At 52.7% G+C, this 15,222-nt stretch carries 14 protein-coding genes; 8 read left to right on the top strand and 6 right to left on the bottom strand.

Annotation, left to right across the window (positions count from 1 at the left end; genetic code table 11):
- Positions 1–184: 184 nt before the first annotated feature.
- From R6H26_RS13835 to R6H26_RS13825, 3 genes are all read left to right on the top strand, one after another.
- Positions 185–1,918, top strand: coding sequence for a diflavin flavoprotein (locus R6H26_RS13835; RefSeq protein WP_404791093.1), 1,734 nt, complete (start codon positions 185–187; stop codon positions 1,916–1,918).
- Between the two features lie 227 nt (positions 1,919–2,145).
- Positions 2,146–2,667, top strand: coding sequence for a phosphate-starvation-inducible PsiE family protein (locus R6H26_RS13830; RefSeq protein WP_404791328.1), 522 nt, complete (start codon positions 2,146–2,148; stop codon positions 2,665–2,667).
- Between the two features lie 27 nt (positions 2,668–2,694).
- A complete protein-coding gene (locus R6H26_RS13825) occupies positions 2,695–4,422 on the top strand; it encodes a diflavin flavoprotein (protein ID WP_404791091.1) in 1,728 nt (575 codons plus the stop codon).
- Between the two features lie 282 nt (positions 4,423–4,704).
- Here the strand turns inward: R6H26_RS13825 and R6H26_RS13820 are convergent, their stop codons facing one another.
- The gene (locus tag R6H26_RS13820; protein ID WP_404791089.1) at positions 4,705–6,372 is read right to left on the bottom strand and encodes an EAL domain-containing protein; all 1,668 of its coding nucleotides are present in this window, start codon (positions 6,370–6,372) and stop codon (positions 4,705–4,707) included.
- Between the two features lie 352 nt (positions 6,373–6,724).
- Positions 6,725–6,934, bottom strand: a complete 210-nt coding sequence (locus R6H26_RS13815; protein WP_404791087.1) for a WD40 repeat domain-containing protein — start codon at positions 6,932–6,934, stop codon at positions 6,725–6,727.
- A gap of 450 nt (positions 6,935–7,384) precedes the next feature.
- Between R6H26_RS13815 and R6H26_RS13810 the strand changes: the two genes are divergently transcribed.
- Complete coding sequence (locus R6H26_RS13810) at positions 7,385–7,933, top strand: helix-turn-helix domain-containing protein (RefSeq protein WP_404791085.1); 549 nt, start codon at positions 7,385–7,387, stop codon at positions 7,931–7,933.
- 26 nt (positions 7,934–7,959) lie between these two features.
- Entirely contained in the window at positions 7,960–8,586 is a 627-nt protein-coding gene (locus tag R6H26_RS13805; RefSeq protein ID WP_404791083.1) for a transposase, read from the top strand.
- Positions 8,587–8,745: 159 nt separating this feature from the next.
- Here R6H26_RS13805 and R6H26_RS13800 read toward each other — a convergent pair whose 3' ends face one another.
- Complete coding sequence (locus R6H26_RS13800) at positions 8,746–9,909, bottom strand: LptF/LptG family permease (protein ID WP_404791082.1); 1,164 nt, start codon at positions 9,907–9,909, stop codon at positions 8,746–8,748.
- Positions 9,906–10,634, bottom strand: coding sequence for an LPS export ABC transporter ATP-binding protein (lptB, locus tag R6H26_RS13795; RefSeq protein WP_404791080.1), 729 nt, complete (start codon positions 10,632–10,634; stop codon positions 9,906–9,908). Before lptB ends, R6H26_RS13800 begins: the two co-directional genes overlap by 4 nt.
- Positions 10,635–10,879: 245 nt before the next feature.
- Here lptB and R6H26_RS13790 point away from each other — a divergent pair, with 245 nt between their 5' ends.
- Positions 10,880–11,962 (top strand): potassium channel family protein, encoded by a 1,083-nt coding sequence (locus R6H26_RS13790; protein WP_404791078.1) that lies wholly within the window; start codon positions 10,880–10,882, stop codon positions 11,960–11,962.
- 4 nt (positions 11,963–11,966) lie between these two features.
- Here R6H26_RS13790 and R6H26_RS13785 read toward each other — a convergent pair whose 3' ends face one another.
- Positions 11,967–12,677: a lipid-binding SYLF domain-containing protein gene (locus tag R6H26_RS13785; RefSeq protein ID WP_404791076.1), complete on the bottom strand. Its 711-nt coding sequence runs from the start codon at positions 12,675–12,677 to the stop codon at positions 11,967–11,969.
- A gap of 106 nt (positions 12,678–12,783) precedes the next feature.
- On the opposite strand from R6H26_RS13785, the gene ureG reads away from it, so the two are divergent.
- Positions 12,784–13,386: an urease accessory protein UreG gene (gene ureG, locus R6H26_RS13780; protein ID WP_404791074.1), complete on the top strand. Its 603-nt coding sequence runs from the start codon at positions 12,784–12,786 to the stop codon at positions 13,384–13,386.
- A gap of 5 nt (positions 13,387–13,391) precedes the next feature.
- Positions 13,392–13,976 (top strand): tetratricopeptide repeat protein, encoded by a 585-nt coding sequence (locus tag R6H26_RS13775; RefSeq protein ID WP_404791072.1) that lies wholly within the window; start codon positions 13,392–13,394, stop codon positions 13,974–13,976.
- 44 nt (positions 13,977–14,020) lie between these two features.
- Here R6H26_RS13775 and hpnI read toward each other — a convergent pair whose 3' ends face one another.
- Positions 14,021–15,211 carry a bacteriohopanetetrol glucosamine biosynthesis glycosyltransferase HpnI gene (gene hpnI / locus R6H26_RS13770; RefSeq protein WP_404791070.1) on the bottom strand — a complete coding sequence of 397 codons (1,191 nt, stop codon included), beginning with the start codon at positions 15,209–15,211 and terminating at the stop codon, positions 14,021–14,023.
- Positions 15,212–15,222: the final 11 nt, after the last annotated feature.

Here is a 15,222-nt window from a genome sequence, read left to right as displayed (position 1 = left end):
CAAAAAGTAATAAATATAAAATCTATATTGCGTTTTAGCAACATCCTCTTTATCGTGAGGTTGAGAGACTGGATTTTTAAATCCAAGCATAGAGATTTTCTAAGAAGTGTTGATGCCTTCGAAAATAGACGCCAGTCAACAAAGTTTGGAAAACCGATTATAAAATCTATGAGGTAGGGGATTTATGGTTTTACTCCAAGAACGATCGCAGGCGCCAAGCCGCATCACGCTCCAAACTTTAGAGATCGCGCCCGACACCACCACGATCCGATCGCTGGATTGGGACCGCGATCGCTTTGATATTGAATTCGAACTCCAGAACGGCACTACCTATAATTCATTTATCCTGCGAGGCGATAAAACCGCGCTCATCGATACCTCCCATCAAAAATTTCGCACCTTATATATCGATGCATTAAAGGGAGCCATCGATCTTTTCACGCTGGATTACCTGATCGTGAGCCACACGGAACCAGATCACAGCGGTTTGATCGCTGACGTTCTGGCGTTAGCGCCTCAAGTCACGGTTGTAGGGGCAAAGGTGGCGATTCAGTTTTTAGAGAATATGGTGCATCGTCCTTTTCAGTCGCGGGTCGTGAAACAGGGCGATCGCCTCGACCTCGGCAAAGGTCGCGAGTTGGAATTCATCAGCGCACCCAACCTGCATTGGCCGGATACGATTTTTACCTACGACGCCAAAACCCAGACGCTGTTTACCTGCGATGCCTTTGGGATGCACTACTGTGACGACCATGTCTTTGATGAAGTCCCTCAGATCCTAGAGGCCGACTTCAAAACTTACTACGACTGCTTGATGGGGCCAAACGCGCGATCGGTATTAGCCGCCATCAAGCGCATGGAACCGCTGACGATTGAAACGATCGCCACGGGACATGGTCCCCTTCTCAAGCATCACCGCGCGAATTGGGTGAACTGCTACCGCGAATGGAGCGCGGCCCAAGCCAGCTCGGAACCGATCGTGTCGGTGTTCTATTGCGAGGGCTACGGATACAGCCACCACTTAGCGCAGCAAATCAGCCTGGGGATTGCCAAAACGGGCGTTGAAGTGGAACTCATCGATCTGAGCGACATCGATCGGCAAGACGTGCTGGATTTGGTGAATACTGCGGCAGGCATCGCGATCGGGATGCCCTCCCAGGAAGATGCCGTCGCGCAAACCAACCTCAGCACCATCTTGGCTGCAGCCCATAGCAAACAGGCGATCGGGTTCTTTGAATCCGGCGGCAGCCACGATGAGCCTCTGTATCCGCTCCGCAACAAATTCCGAGAGGTTGGCGTAACGGAGCTATTTCCGCCCATTTTGCTAAAGGAGCCGCCGACCGTAGCCCTAGACCAACTTTGCGAAGAGGCCGGAACCGACCTGGGACAGTGGTTGACCCGCGATCGCGCGGTCAAACAGATGAAATCCCTGGATACGGATTTAGATCGGGCCTTAGGTCGGCTCAGCGGCGGACTGTATATCATTACCGCCCGCAAAGGTACCCCTGAGAATGAGATCGCCAGTGCGATGTTGGCCTCTTGGGTGACGCAGGCCAGCCTGAGTCCGCTGGGCGTGGCGATCGCCGTGGCGAAGGACCGCGCCATCGAGGCGCTGTTGCACTGTGGCGATCGGTTTGTCCTGAACGTGCTGGAAGAAGACAATTACCAACCGCTCATGCGGCATTTTCTAAAACGGTTTCCACCGGGGGCCGATCGATTTGCCGGAATCAAAACCTACGATGCCAGCAACGGCTCGCCCATTTTGGCCGATGCGTTGGCCTATATGGAATGCGAAGTCACCAGCCGGATGGACTGCGGCGATCACTGGGTCATTTATAGCTCGGTGCAAGCGGGGCGAGTAGCGAAGGCCCAAGGGGTAACTGCCGTTCACCATCGCAAAGTTGGCAACCATTACTAAGGAAAGGGTTGTTTTTTTATTGCAATCCATCCTGTAGGGGCGCACATACCTTGCGCCCTCTTCCAGACGACCAATGCTGACACAAGTCAAATAGGCGAAATATTCTGTAGGGGCGCAAAGCCTTGCGCCCCTACGCCCACTTTTCCCAACAGCCGGAGCAGAAAACCATGGAAAACCAAATCAAATCCTATTCTTCCCCCAATAACACCTGGCTCAACAGTGGGCGCATGATCCGCGTGCTGGAATCCGTTCAGGATGTGATTGTCATTTCCCTGTGCATGAGCTTGTTTTCCCTGATGCTGGTGCAACTCTACGAAACCGCATTATCTCTGCTGCCACCCTTAGACTTTCCCTCCGTCACCTCCGATATTTTATTTCTGCTCATTTTGGTCGAACTGTTTCGGCTGTTAATTATTTACCTCCAAGAGCACCGCGTATCGATCGGCGTTGCCGTAGAAGTTTCGATCGTGTCCGTCCTTCGCGAAATGATCGTGCGCGGCGTCTTGGAAACACCCTGGCCTCAAGTATTAGCCACCTGCGCGTTTCTTCTCAGCCTAGGCGCATTGCTCGTCAGTCGAGTCTGGCTGCCCCCCACTTTTGAAGGTATCGATCCAGAACAAGCCGTATCGCAACGTTACCGCGCAATGCATGAGTCGAGCGAGGAAAATGAACGTTCCCACAATATTCCCCTTGCCAATGGCCTTCCCATTATTGAGACCTTGCATCCATCCTTACAAGAAATCCAGTAACTGAAACAACTCCAAAGGATAGCAATCATGAATTTACCAACGCCGATCGCCGCAAAACCTCGCGACGTGCAGGTCGCTGAAATTGGAGTGAATACGAGGGTTCTGCGATCGCGCACCTGGGACCGACTCAAGTTTGAAGCGGAATACGCTCGCCAGCGCGGCACCACGGCCAACTCCTACCTCATTCGTGCCGACAAGACCCTCCTCTTTGACCCGCCAGGGGAATCTTTTACCCAAATTTACCTTCAGACCCTGCAAGATCGGATTGCGCTGACCCAGATCGACTACATTTTGCTCGGTCACGTCAATCCCAACCGCATTGCAACGCTCAAAGAACTCCTCGCTCGAGCGCCTCAGGCAACTTTGCTGTGTTCCAAACCTGCAGCCAACGGACTCAAAACCGCTTTCCCCCACTGGAACCTCAAAATTCAAACCGTGCGGGGCGACGAAACCCTGGATTTAGGGCAAGGCCACAACCTGCAATTTATGTTCGTGCCCACCCCCAATTGGCCCGATGCTCTCGCGACTTTCGATCCAGCCACTCGCATTCTCTATACCGATAAGTTTTTTGGCACCCACGTTTGCGAAGACGCACTATTTGATGAAAACTGGAAGCAGCTCGACGGCGATCGCCGTTACTACTTCGACTGTCTCCACGCCCCCCAGGCCAAACAGGTCGAAACTGCCCTCGACAAACTCGCGACTGTCAACGCTCAATGCTACGCGCCCGCCCACGGTCCTGTCGTGCGCTTTAGCCTGAGCCGCTTTACCTACGACTACCGCCAATGGTGCCAAGCGCAAGAACAGCAGGAATTGCGGGTCGCGCTGCTCTACGCGTCGGCCTACGGCAATACGGCGATTTTGGCAGGTGCGATCGCCCGAGGACTCATCCAATCCGATGTAGCGGTGGAATCCATCAATTGCGAACTCGCAGACCCTGCCGAGATTACCCGTGCCGTTGAAGCTTGCGATGGATTTATCATCGGTTCCCCCACCCTTGGCGGTCACGCGCCCGCCCAAATTCAGACAGCCCTCGGTTCGATTTTGTCTGCGGCTCCCAAAACCAAACTGGCGGGTGTCTTTGGCTCCTACGGCTGGAGCGGGGAAGCGGTGGATTTAATTGAAGGCAAACTTCAAGATGCCAACTATCGCTTTGGCTTCGACCCGATCCGCGTTCGCTTTAGCCCTACGGAAGACGCGATCGAGCAGTGCGCCACCGCAGGCCGCGAATTTGCCCAAGCGCTCAAAAAGTCCAAAAAACTCCGCAGCCCTCGCCAAGCGCAAACCGCAACCCCCGTCGATCGCACGGAGCAGGCCGTCGGGCGCATCATCGGTTCGCTCTGCGTGGTTACAACGGCTTGGAACAATACTCATCGGGGATTTCTGACCTCTTGGGTCTCTCAAGCCAGCTTCAACCCGCCGGGATTGATCCTGGCGGTCGGCGAAGCGCAACGCGCTGGCTTGATGATTCAACCGGGCGATCGATTTGTCCTGAACGTGCTCAGAGAAGGTCGCAATCTCCGCCGCCATTTCTCCGCCAATGCGGACGGGGAGGCTTTGGGCAAACTCAGCACCCACGCCGCTCAAAATGGCTGTCTGATTTTGGATGAGGCATTGGCCTATGTGGAATGTACGGTGCAGAATCGGATGGAAGCGGGCGATCGCTGGTTGGTTTACGCCACTGTCGATCGCGGCGAACTGCTCGATCGCGAAGGGGTAACTGCCATTCACTATCGCAAAGCGGCTGCGCAGTAGTCCGTCGGTTTGTCGGCCAAGGGAGGGAGGGCTAAAGCACACAGCTTGGCAGGTTACTTTAAAAATCGTGTCAAAGAAGGCTTTCGGGCGTTTTAGACTTTGGGTCTGACAACGAGAATGCTAGGTTCCAGCCCCTTTTTTGAGTGCTAGCTTCCAAATCGTGTCATTGATGCTTTGGCCGAAGTTCGCCGCTCCCTGTGGTCTGCCAAACTTTTTGAAATGTCTACTCAAAACGCTACACTTCAAAAAGTCCCTCCAGAAATACTCCAGTTCTGAACTGATCTACTGTGTTATGCAGCGTAATTGAATAAAGTCAAGCTCAGTGGATACCCGAAGAAACTGTTCAAATTCTTCAAACGGTAGGGGTACCGAAAAGAGCCACCCCTGCCCATAACGGACACCTCGATCCCTAATGTACTGGTATTGTGCTTCGGTCTCTATGCCTTCAGCAATGAGTGTCAGGCCGAGCCGATTTCCAAGATCGATTAGGCTATCCACAATCTGCATCATATTGTTGTCGTGTTCGAGTCCCTTGATAAAGAGCTGATCTAGCTTCAGCTGATCCAGATCGAGCTTTTGTAAATAGGCAATATTAGAGTACCCGGTTCCAAAATCATCAATGGCAAAACGACATCCCCACTGCTTGAGGCGAGCGATCGCATCTTGAACCACCTCTCCCTGTTCTTCAATTAGCTTATTTTCAGTGATTTCAAATGCGATCCTAAATTCAGGGCAATTTTTGGCAGATCCCAAAATCTGAATCAGACGGTCTACATCGCCCTTATTGAGTTGAGTAGGAGAGAGATTCACAGAGGTATAAAATCCTGGAACCCGCTTTCCAAATGTGGCCTGATCTTGAATCGCTTTCTCCAGCAGCCGCTCGGTCATGGGTACGATCAGCCCGGTCTGCTCGGCAATCGGAATAAAAAGACCTGGATAGAGCAAACCGCGTTGTGGATGTCGCCATCGCAGTAATGCCTCCGATCCAATACACTGCCTTGTGTCCAAGTCCATGATTGGCTGGTAGTGAATCTCAAATTCATCTTCGATAATGCCGCGTTTCACCTCATACTCTAAACCATTCACCTGACGGAGCTGACGGATGAAGAGATAGCTGAGAACCCCGCTAATCGCGATAGTGACTGGAGCAGCAACGAGCAACTTTTGCAGCCAATATCGCAGCGCCCACCTGCGGTTCATGCCCCCGACCGTTTTAATGTTCCTATCTTTAGTGGTTTGAGAATATCGTATGGTGTCAAAGGAAGAATCCTTTAGGCTAGTAGAAATATCTTGAGGAACGGCTCCAATGCCGCTCAGCAGATGCCGATCGTTTTTGACTAGGGCAATAAACCCATAGGGTCCTGAATTTTGATTGGGGATTAACTTCAGAAAATAAGTGATAATTGCTGGATCGACCAATAGATAAGTTCTGCCAATGCGACCAGACCCCTGCAATACGAAAAGAATAGAATTTTCCTGCATGAGTTTCGTTCTGCCCGGCCCTAAAATCTGGAGTTCAGGATTGTTAGGATTGAACTGAGACATGATGGCAGAGACAGGGACAGGCTTGTCTAAAACGCCTAAGCTCGATACTGCCAATAACCCTTCAGGATTGATAAGACCTGCTTCCCGAAACCGAAAATCATTATAGATTTGTCGTTTCAAAATATTGGCGGCAGTTTGATTGTCGGCAGCTTGAAGATCGATGTTGCTTCGACGGAGCCTAGCTTCAGCGTCCTCTAGCAGTGCATTCGTCTCAGCCGTCGCTATTCCGACCATGCCTTCCAAATCGGCTTTTGCTGCGGCAGTCTCCTGGAAATAGGAAATGATCAACAAAATGACGGTTGGTAAGACGCTAATAAAAATAATCAAAAAAATGGGTTTGCGATAGATAGCAAACACATGATGTCTTTTTTGAGGCTTATTTTGAGCAAGATTACGATGAGTCATCGATTAACGCAGCACCTAAGCTGTCGATAGATGAAAAGTTAGCTAATCACAGACTGTTGCTCAGATGCGTACGAACCTCATAAAAATGAATGCTTAGGCGAGGGACATTAAGCTGAGATCTTCTAGGACGGGGAGATGGGCTAGGTTTGTGCATTCTAAAGCATTTTGTACAAAAATAGCTTCAAATATCAAGTGGATAGCATACAGTTTGATAACCTGAGCGGCAATCGTCTCAATTAATATAGTGATTTTCGTGGCAGTTAAAAACAACATCTTTAGCCGCCGCTTACCGACGGCTAAAGAATTTTTGCTAGTAAAACCGACCAGTTACCCATGGAACACTAGGGGTTGGCTAAAGCACCTCGATGCGCCAAATTTTGACAGTTTTGTCCGCGCTGCCGCTCGCCAACCGCTTCCCGTCGGGGCTGAGGGCGATCGCGTTGACCAGATCGGAATGCCCGCTCAATTGAGCGATTTTCCCGCTGCTGGCTAACAGCTTGCCGTTGCGGCTGAAGGCGATCGCCTGGGTCATCCCTTCATGTCCTTTTAAGGACTTTAGCAATGTTCCTTGCTGAGTATCCCAAAGTTGGATGGTACCGTCTTCGCCAACGCTGGCAACGGTCTGGCCGTCAGGACTGAAGGTTGCTCACCCAGCCGTCGTGAGGGTCGATCGAGACGCTCCCACGGCGCGATCGCCATTTGTCGATGCAGTCCCCATCGGCGCGACGGTTCTACCCGCGCCGCCCAACCCAAGCGACCCGAAACTAACTGGCGATCGGCCTCCGACCCTCTTGCGATCGTTGGGGGAAGCGCTCGACCTAGAGCGGCACTCCTTCAATTATGCTTGCAATGGTCTGAGTCGGAACGATCCACATCAGTTCAAATCCGGCTTGTTTCAATAACTCGCGGTACTCGATTTCCGTGCGCTCGCATCCGCCGGGACACATGACTAGTACAGCTTGGCTAAAGTAGATCTACCATTGAGAGGTAGAAGAGAAGAGGCTTCAAAGCGATGCCCCAACTGTCAGCAAAGCCCATCAAACTCAGTGAGTCAGAGAAAGCGGATTTAGAGAAACTCTTGAGGCGTTCGAGCACGGCACAACAGATCGCCCTGAGAGCCAAAATTATCCTACGTGCATCAGCAGGAGAAAGTCATGGAGAAATATCACGCGCACTGAACATCACCAAAGACACCAGTCGGTTATGGCGCAACCGATGGCTAGAACTGAGCGATCGTAAGTTGTCAGTAGAGGCGCGTCTAGAGGATGCAGCTCGCTGTGGAAAGCCAGCAACCTTCACCTTAGAACAACTCACTGAGCTCTATGCCCTAGCGTGCGACCCACCCGAGAAATATGGTCGTCCCATCAGTCATTGGACCCCTCGAGAACTTGCCGATGAGCTGATCGCGCAAAAGATCGTTGAGAGCATTAGTCCACGGCATGTCGGAAGACTCCTGGCAGAAGCAGACCTCAAACCTCATCAGAGTGGTTACTGGTTACATCCCCCCCCGACCCAGCATTCAAAGCCAAGGTCGAAGATATCTGCGAGGTCTATGAATTAGCGCTCGAGAGAGCCGAACGGGGAGAGATGACCTTCAGTTTAGACGAGATGACGGGAATTCAAGCCTTGGAGCGTCGGATGCCAGATATTCCCATGAAGCCGGGACGTGGTGTAAAAGTTGAGTTCGAGTACCTCCGGCATGGCACTCAGGCGCTGATTGCTTCATTTAACGTCGCCAGTGGTCGCATTGCTCAGGCTGACGTAGGAGACAGCCGCACGGAGGAAGATTTGGACACCCATATCAGGGCACTGCTGGCTCAGGATCCAGACGCGCTGAAGACGCACCTGGTGATGGACTGTCTCAATACCCATCAATCTGAAGCATTAGTCCGTATCGTCGCTGAACTTGAACCGCAGTTTCCTGCATTGGGAGAAAAGGGTAAGTCTGGCATTCTCAAATCGATGGCGACCCGCGCTGCTTTCTTGAGAGACCCCGCTCACCGTCTGGTGTTACATTTCACCCCTAAACATTGCTCTTGGCTCAATCAGATTGAGATTTGGTTTAGCATTTTGGTGCGTAAGTTATTGCGGCGCTCGAGCTTCACCAGTAAGGCTCACCTCAGAACCCGTATCCTGGAGTTTATCGAATACTTTAACCGCACGATGGCAAAGCCGTTTAAGTGGACTTATAAGGGCAAGCCTTTGACCGCTTAGATGCATGAGAAACTTACGCCAAGCTGTACTAGCATATTCAGATCGAGAAGTTTGCCCATAAACGGTTCGTTGCCTGGGGGAATCACCTGCTCGACGATCGGCAACTTCCCGGTCTGCGGCATGACCTCGCGGCACCGCTTTAAAATGGCGATCGCCGCGCTAGCGATCGACCCTTACCAGTAATCCTGTTGCCGTGATGGCGATCGCCGCATTCGGCAGCCACGCTGCGGCGATCGGTGAGAGGAGACCCAAATTGCCAAGACTGCTCGTTAGAAATCCAAAGAAGTAGTACCCCAGCACGATTAGGATACAGACCCCAAAGCCAGTACTGTTAGAAACCTGTCGCATTGACGTGCCCAGAATGCTGCCGACCACACCAAACAAAAGCGTGACGACCGGAAGGGCAAACTGTTGTTGAATGTGCAATTCTGCTTTGCGCTGTTTGTTAGCGTTCCCGACCTGACGCTGCTGCGCGAGATAGCTGCGGGCATCGGCGATCGACATATCTTCTAGCGCCTGTTGGGGTGCGGCCAAGTCCAAGGGGTCCCTCGGAATATAAAGCTGCTGGTCCTTAAAAGAAGCAACGCTCTGGTCGCTTCCATCTGCCGTCACGCGATAGATTCGACCGTTTTGAAATTGCCAGCGACTTTCTTTCGGATCCCAGGTCGCTCGCTCTGCGGAAATCACTTGGTTGGCGCTGGGCTGGGTCAAATCCAAAATGGTCAGCGCTTGCATGGACTGACCGTCAAAGGTTTGAGCGTAGAAGAACCGACGCACTTCGCGATCGGGGCCGTACTCCTGATAAAACACGTTCTTGTCCTGCAAATTGAGTTTGCCTTCCAAGGCCGGTTGCTGCATCATCAGCTTGGACTGGTACTGAGTAAAGGGCACCAGATCCTGATTCAGGAAGAACATCAGGCCCATGACGCTCAGGCAAAAGACTAAGATGGGAGCCAGCAAGCGGTAAAAGCTCACCCCGCAGGCCCGCAGGGCCGTCAGCTCGCGATCGCCGGACAGCCGCGCCAAACACAATAAAGTTGCCAGCAAGATGGCCATCGGGAGGGCAAAACTGACAAAGCGCGGCACCTGAAGCAGCAAAATCTTCAGCGCGATGTCTAGGGGCAGTTGAGTCGAAGTGACCTGCTGTAGCAGCGTAAACAGCGAACCCGCCGAAACCCCCACTGCCGAAAACACGCCCACGCCAAACAAGAACGGCTTCAGTAACTCTTGGAGTACGTACCGATCCAACACGGACAACCTTGGAAACCAAGGCCATCGGCTCTGCTGCAACGTTTGAGACATGCGGAAAGAATGAGGCGTCATCGCTGAAATTGGCTGCCTAGATAGTACTGACGCACCATGGGGTCATTATAAAGTTCCTCGGGAGTGCCGGAAGTCAATACCCGTCCCTCTCGCATAATATAGGCCCTATTTGTAATGGCGAGGGTTTCGCGCACGTTGTGGTCCGTAATCAGAATACCAATATTGCGATCGCGCAGCCGGGACACGATCTCCTGAATATCCGCCACCGAAATCGGGTCTACCCCCGCAAACGGTTCGTCCAGCAACAAAAACTGCGGTCCCTCAGATCCCGCAGCTAAGGCCCGTGCCAGTTCGGTGCGGCGGCGCTCCCCCCCAGAAACGGCCAGACCCATACTCCCCGAAACTTTCTGTAAATTAAACTCGTGAATTAAATAATGCAAGCGTTTGGGCCATAGATGGCGCGGCACTTGGGTTTGCTCCATCGCCAACAGCAGATTTTCCCGCACCGATAGATTTCTAAAAATGCTGGGTTCTTGAGGTAAGTAGCTAATGCCCAGGCGGGCGCGCTGATGCATGGGCAGATGGGTAATATCGCGACCGTCCAGCCAGACTTTGCCTCGATCTGGCTTTTCGAGACCCGTCGCGATATAAAACGTGGTGGTTTTACCCGCGCCATTGGGGCCCAACAACCCCACAATCTCGCCGCGACCGACCGTCACGGTGACATGGTTGACCACCGAGCGCTGACGGTAAGCTTTACTAATATCCTGGAGCAAAATCTTCAACCGGACTCCCCTCTGCGGACCCTTGGTGCAACGCTATCGCCGTAAGGCCCTAAGAAAACGACAGGCATCTCAGAAAAAGCCAATCCCTCCCATCCTTTATCATCCTCAAAATCCAGACGCTGCCAATCTTTCTTCACGTAAAATCAAGGGTTGTGTCTAGAATGACTTGAGTTTAGCAAAAGAAGACCTCAGGATTGAAAGAGTTCCCTAATGGGTTGGACAGGCTCTAATGACATTTTCTTTCCATGAATAGATCCCTGAAACGAGTTGTTTTCGGCGGTTTATTTTTCTGCACGACGCTCTTGACCGCCGTTCTGGGCTATCGATTGGCGGGCTGGTCGTGGTTAGATGCGGCCTACATGGTGGTGATTACCGTGTTTGGGGTGGGCTACGGAGAAGTTCGTCCCATTACCACTCCTATCCTGCGGGTTTTTACCATCGCCGTCATCATTGCAGGCACCACTTCGGCAATCTATATCGTGGGGGCATTCCTGCAAATGGTGACCGAAGGCGAAATTAATAAAGTCCTTGGAGTTCGGCGCATGAACCGAGATATTGAGTCCTTGCGAAGGCATGTCATCGTCTGCGGTTTCGGTCGCATGGGGCAGATTTTAGCGCGGCAACTGTCGCAATCGAAACTCGATTTTGTGGTCATCGACCACGATCCAGAGCGCGTCACCATGGCAGAAGCCTTGGGCTATCTGGTGAAATTTGGCAACGCAACCGAGGAACCCATTTTGATGGCCGTAGGGATCGATCGGGCTAAAATTCTCGCGACCGTCCTGCCCGACGATGCCATTAACGTGTTCATTACCCTCACCGCGCGGGAACTCAACCCCAACCTCCGCATCTTTGCGCGCGGGGAATTGCCCAGCACCGAGAAAAAGTTAAAACTGGCGGGAGCCGATCAGGTGGTTCTTCCCGCTTCCATTAGCGCCCAACGAATGGCCTATATGATCACCCATCCCGTCACCCTAGACTTTCTGAGTCAGGATGACGGACGCCAAACCCTGAACGAGTTGCTGTCTCAGGTGGACATCCAGGTGGACGAGCTCGTGGTCGTCCCCGACTCGCCCATTGTTGGGACGACTATTGGCGATATTGAAATCCGAGGCAAGGGCACGTTTATCGTGGTCGCCCTCAGGCGGGCCGCAGACGGGGCGACCATTATCCACCCCGAGCGCTCCCTGGAGTTGAGTTCCAGAGACATCGTGATCGTGATGGGCCATCGGGGCGACCTGCCGCGTCTGGTGCAAAAGTACGTCGCTAACCCTCGGACCCGCTATCGCGGCGCTCCGACGGACGCGCTGCCGCCAACCCAGGAATAGAGGATTAGAACCGGCGGAGAACGCCAGATTCCGCTTGCTCCAGCGTATCTTTGAGAGACTCGGCCACGGGGGGCGAATTTAAGAACGGATCGTTAAAAATTTGGCGGGGCGTCAGCTTTTTGCCGTAAAACTTTTGGTTGCGCTCTGGATCGAAGGCAAGTTCCGTCCCTTCTAAAGACAGTCCGCCAAACAAACCGCTGCTGCGCGCGTAGGTATAGATGGGCGCATCTCTAAACCCGCGAGCTGGATTGACGGGAGAGGATTCCAGGGGGCCTGCTGTACCGGAAACGCTACCGCCAAACTTAAAAGAACCCGTCATAAACTGATTCACTGCATCTCTGCTCTTGAAAATCAGCACGATATCGCTCGATTTTGCGCCAAATTGGAGGCCCACGCTACCTGCTGTCAAGCTGATAAAAGCTGGATTGCTCCAAGAACCGCCGGGGTCGCGCACCACCATGACTCCAGACCCGCGAGTACCGCCCAGAAAAAAGCCGGCCCGCACAACCCCTGGAATAATGGCAATCCCTTGGCTTTGTTCCAACAGCTTTTTGGGAATTCGGCTGCCCGTATCGGTCATAATTTCTTCAAAGACTTCTACGGCCTTCTCAATTTTGCGTTCTGGATCGGGTACGGCGGCAGCGCTGGGAAAATGAACCGAGGCAGCCGCCACGACGGCCACTGTTGGAATGGATACCCAAGGGTGAAATTTCATAACGCACTCCTACTCACTTCAAAATTCTGAACTAGTCTTATCACGACTTACGATAGTACAGAGTGGACTAAAGTGCTCGAACAGTTGTTCCGCGAGTTATAAATCGATGAATCCTTTGAGAATTGGGGTAGCTGGCCCGGTCGGTTCGGGGAAGACCGCCTTACTAGACGCGCTCTGCAAAAAATTGCGCGATCGCTACGAAATTGCGGTTGTTACCAACGATATTTATACCCAAGAAGACGCTCAGTTTTTGGTCCGCTCCCAGGCTTTACCGACCGATCGCATTGTGGGTGTCGAAACGGGAGGGTGCCCCCATACGGCCATCCGCGAAGATGCGTCCATTAATGTTGCGGCGATCGAAACGTTAGAAGTTCGCTTTCCTCGCTTGGATATCGTGTTTGTCGAGAGCGGGGGAGACAACCTAGCCGCCACCTTCAGCCCCGAACTCGTGGATGTCACCATTTATGTCATCGATGTGGCGGGGGGGGACAAAATTCCTCGCAAGGGCGGACCTGGAATTACGAAGTCGGATCTGCTCGTGATTAACAAAACCGACCTCGCGCCCTACGTCGGGGCCGATTTAAGTATTATGAATCGAGATGCACAGGCCCAGCGGGGTGCTAAGCCGTTCGTGTTTACCAACCTCAAGCATCAAGACGGCCTAGCCGATGTATTGGCGTTTATTGTCCAGTATTTACCTCCTGCTTAAGTCAAATGTTTTTGGATAAACGATTTTGGGTTAAGGCTTTTAGCTTAATTTTGCTCGCGGGCAGCACGAGCGTCGGCTGCGGAGGCCAACCGCCCGAATCGGATGCGTCGCAATCGAAACTGGCGATCGCCGCCACCCGCAAGCTTCAACTGGGGGACCTCGAAGGCGCCCTCAAGGACTACGATCGAGCGATCGCCCAAAACCCCAAAGAGGCCGATGCTTACGTGAATCGAGGTATCGTCCGAGACGAGCTCGGCCAGCATGCGGCGGCGATCGCGGACTATACCCAAGCCCTCACCCTCAATCCCGACCTCCATTTGGCGTATTACAATCGGGCCAACGCGTACGTGCAGGAGAAACAATACCAAAAGGCGATCGCCGACTACGATAAAGCCATCGAACTCGAACCGGATTACGCCTATGCCTACGCCAATCGAGGGTCTGCCCAGCTCAAGGTCGGTGATTCGCAATCAGCGATTAGCGATCTCAAACAAGCCTCGGAGATCTTTGCGAGCAAAAACGATCGCAAAAACGTGCAGCGACTGGAACGAATGCTGACCAGCCTCACGACCGTGCCAGCGGATCGTTAAAATAACGCCGTTCGCTCGATCTCACGCCTCCAAACGCGCGCGCTTTAAACCTTAAGACACTCGGTAGGTTCGACTTCTTTGGCAACGAGGGCTGTTTCTGAAAGCGGCTCCAGCCGCTCTAACTTACCGCCTTTGAGCAAGCAAAACTGCTGGTCTCTCCAAACGACGCGATCGCCTGCGAGCCCGTAGACCCACAATCCAAAGCTCAGCAGATCTCGAAGCGGTACCAGCCACAAAAACTTTGCGACAACAGGGTCTTCGAGACACCTCACGCCAACAGCCCAAGCCGCGAACAATCGCGCGGCTAAAATCAATCCGAATACCGCCCAACTCCACGCCACTCCTCGGGTTAAGGCCACCAAAACCAAACTCAACATTACGCCGTGGGAAAAGAATAGGCCCAGATACCCGGTAAAGTTAGACGATCGAGTGCAGCGGTTCCAACGGGTTTGATGCTCGATTAAATCGATAAAAGTAGGCGTTTCTAGCGTGTGGTCTACGACATAGTCCGAGAGGGCAACGCGGTAGCCTGCCTGGGTCGTCAGGTTGCCCAACATGAAATCGTCGGCCAGATGATCGGCGATCGCCTTAAAGCCCCCAATCGCGTTGAGTACGCTGCGTCGGATGAGGATGCTGGAACCCATCGCAAACTTCATCCAACCCAACTGCCGCGCGACCAAAACGCTGGGGTGAAAATCCGTAGAAATCGACAGCGCTTCAAAGGCCGCGATGGGGTTGGTCGCCTGAGAGCGATAGAGACAGGTGACTAGCCCGACGTTCCGATCTTGCATGGGCTGCACGAGCCGCTGCAAATAGGAGGGACCCACTTTAATATCGCTGTCGGCGATCAGTAAAAACTCATGGTGAGCGTAAGGTTCGATGTTCGCTATGTTGCTGACTTTGAGGTTGTTGCCAAGAATACGGTCGTCCGCGACTAACCGAATATCGACTTGGGGAAAATCCGCAATCAGCTTTTCGACCACTGCGATCGCCGGATCGGCAGGGTCTCGAACGCCAAAAATAATTTGGTAAATGGGGTACGCTTGCTGGCAGAAAGACGATAACTTTGCATAAGCGTCAGCGTCTGGCCCGCAAAGGGGTTTCAGAATAGAGATGGGAGGATGGTAGTCTGAATTCGTGGGTTCGGATTGCTTGAAGCACATCAACCCAATATAGGCAGCGTAGAGATAGAACCAAAAGGAAACTACGCAGGAAAAAAGAATAAAAACGACCATCAGTGACTAAA

Origin of the sequence: Altericista sp. CCNU0014 (assembly GCF_044923475.1) — a bacterium.
GTDB lineage: Bacteria > Cyanobacteriota > Cyanobacteriia > Thermosynechococcales > Thermosynechococcaceae > JAAURS01.
This window is presented reverse-complemented; position numbering and strand designations above follow the sequence as displayed.

What these genes read in the sequence shown, in the direction of transcription:
- R6H26_RS13835 (WP_404791093.1), top strand. Translation starts at nt 185, where the DNA reads ATGGTTTTACTCCAAGAACGATCGCAGGCGCCAAGCCGCATCACGCTC.
- R6H26_RS13830 (WP_404791328.1), top strand. Translation starts at nt 2,146, where the DNA reads ATGATCCGCGTGCTGGAATCCGTTCAGGATGTGATTGTCATTTCCCTG.
- R6H26_RS13825 (WP_404791091.1), top strand. Translation starts at nt 2,695, where the DNA reads ATGAATTTACCAACGCCGATCGCCGCAAAACCTCGCGACGTGCAGGTC.
- R6H26_RS13820 (WP_404791089.1), bottom strand. Translation starts at nt 6,372, where the DNA reads ATGACTCATCGTAATCTTGCTCAAAATAAGCCTCAAAAAAGACATCAT.
- R6H26_RS13810 (WP_404791085.1), top strand. Translation starts at nt 7,385, where the DNA reads ATGCCCCAACTGTCAGCAAAGCCCATCAAACTCAGTGAGTCAGAGAAA.
- R6H26_RS13805 (WP_404791083.1), top strand. Translation starts at nt 7,960, where the DNA reads ATGACCTTCAGTTTAGACGAGATGACGGGAATTCAAGCCTTGGAGCGT.
- R6H26_RS13800 (WP_404791082.1), bottom strand. Translation starts at nt 9,909, where the DNA reads ATGACGCCTCATTCTTTCCGCATGTCTCAAACGTTGCAGCAGAGCCGA.
- R6H26_RS13790 (WP_404791078.1), top strand. Translation starts at nt 10,880, where the DNA reads ATGAATAGATCCCTGAAACGAGTTGTTTTCGGCGGTTTATTTTTCTGC.
- R6H26_RS13785 (WP_404791076.1), bottom strand. Translation starts at nt 12,677, where the DNA reads ATGAAATTTCACCCTTGGGTATCCATTCCAACAGTGGCCGTCGTGGCG.
- ureG (WP_404791074.1), top strand. Translation starts at nt 12,784, where the DNA reads ATGAATCCTTTGAGAATTGGGGTAGCTGGCCCGGTCGGTTCGGGGAAG.
- R6H26_RS13775 (WP_404791072.1), top strand. Translation starts at nt 13,392, where the DNA reads ATGTTTTTGGATAAACGATTTTGGGTTAAGGCTTTTAGCTTAATTTTG.
- hpnI (WP_404791070.1), bottom strand. Translation starts at nt 15,211, where the DNA reads ATGGTCGTTTTTATTCTTTTTTCCTGCGTAGTTTCCTTTTGGTTCTAT.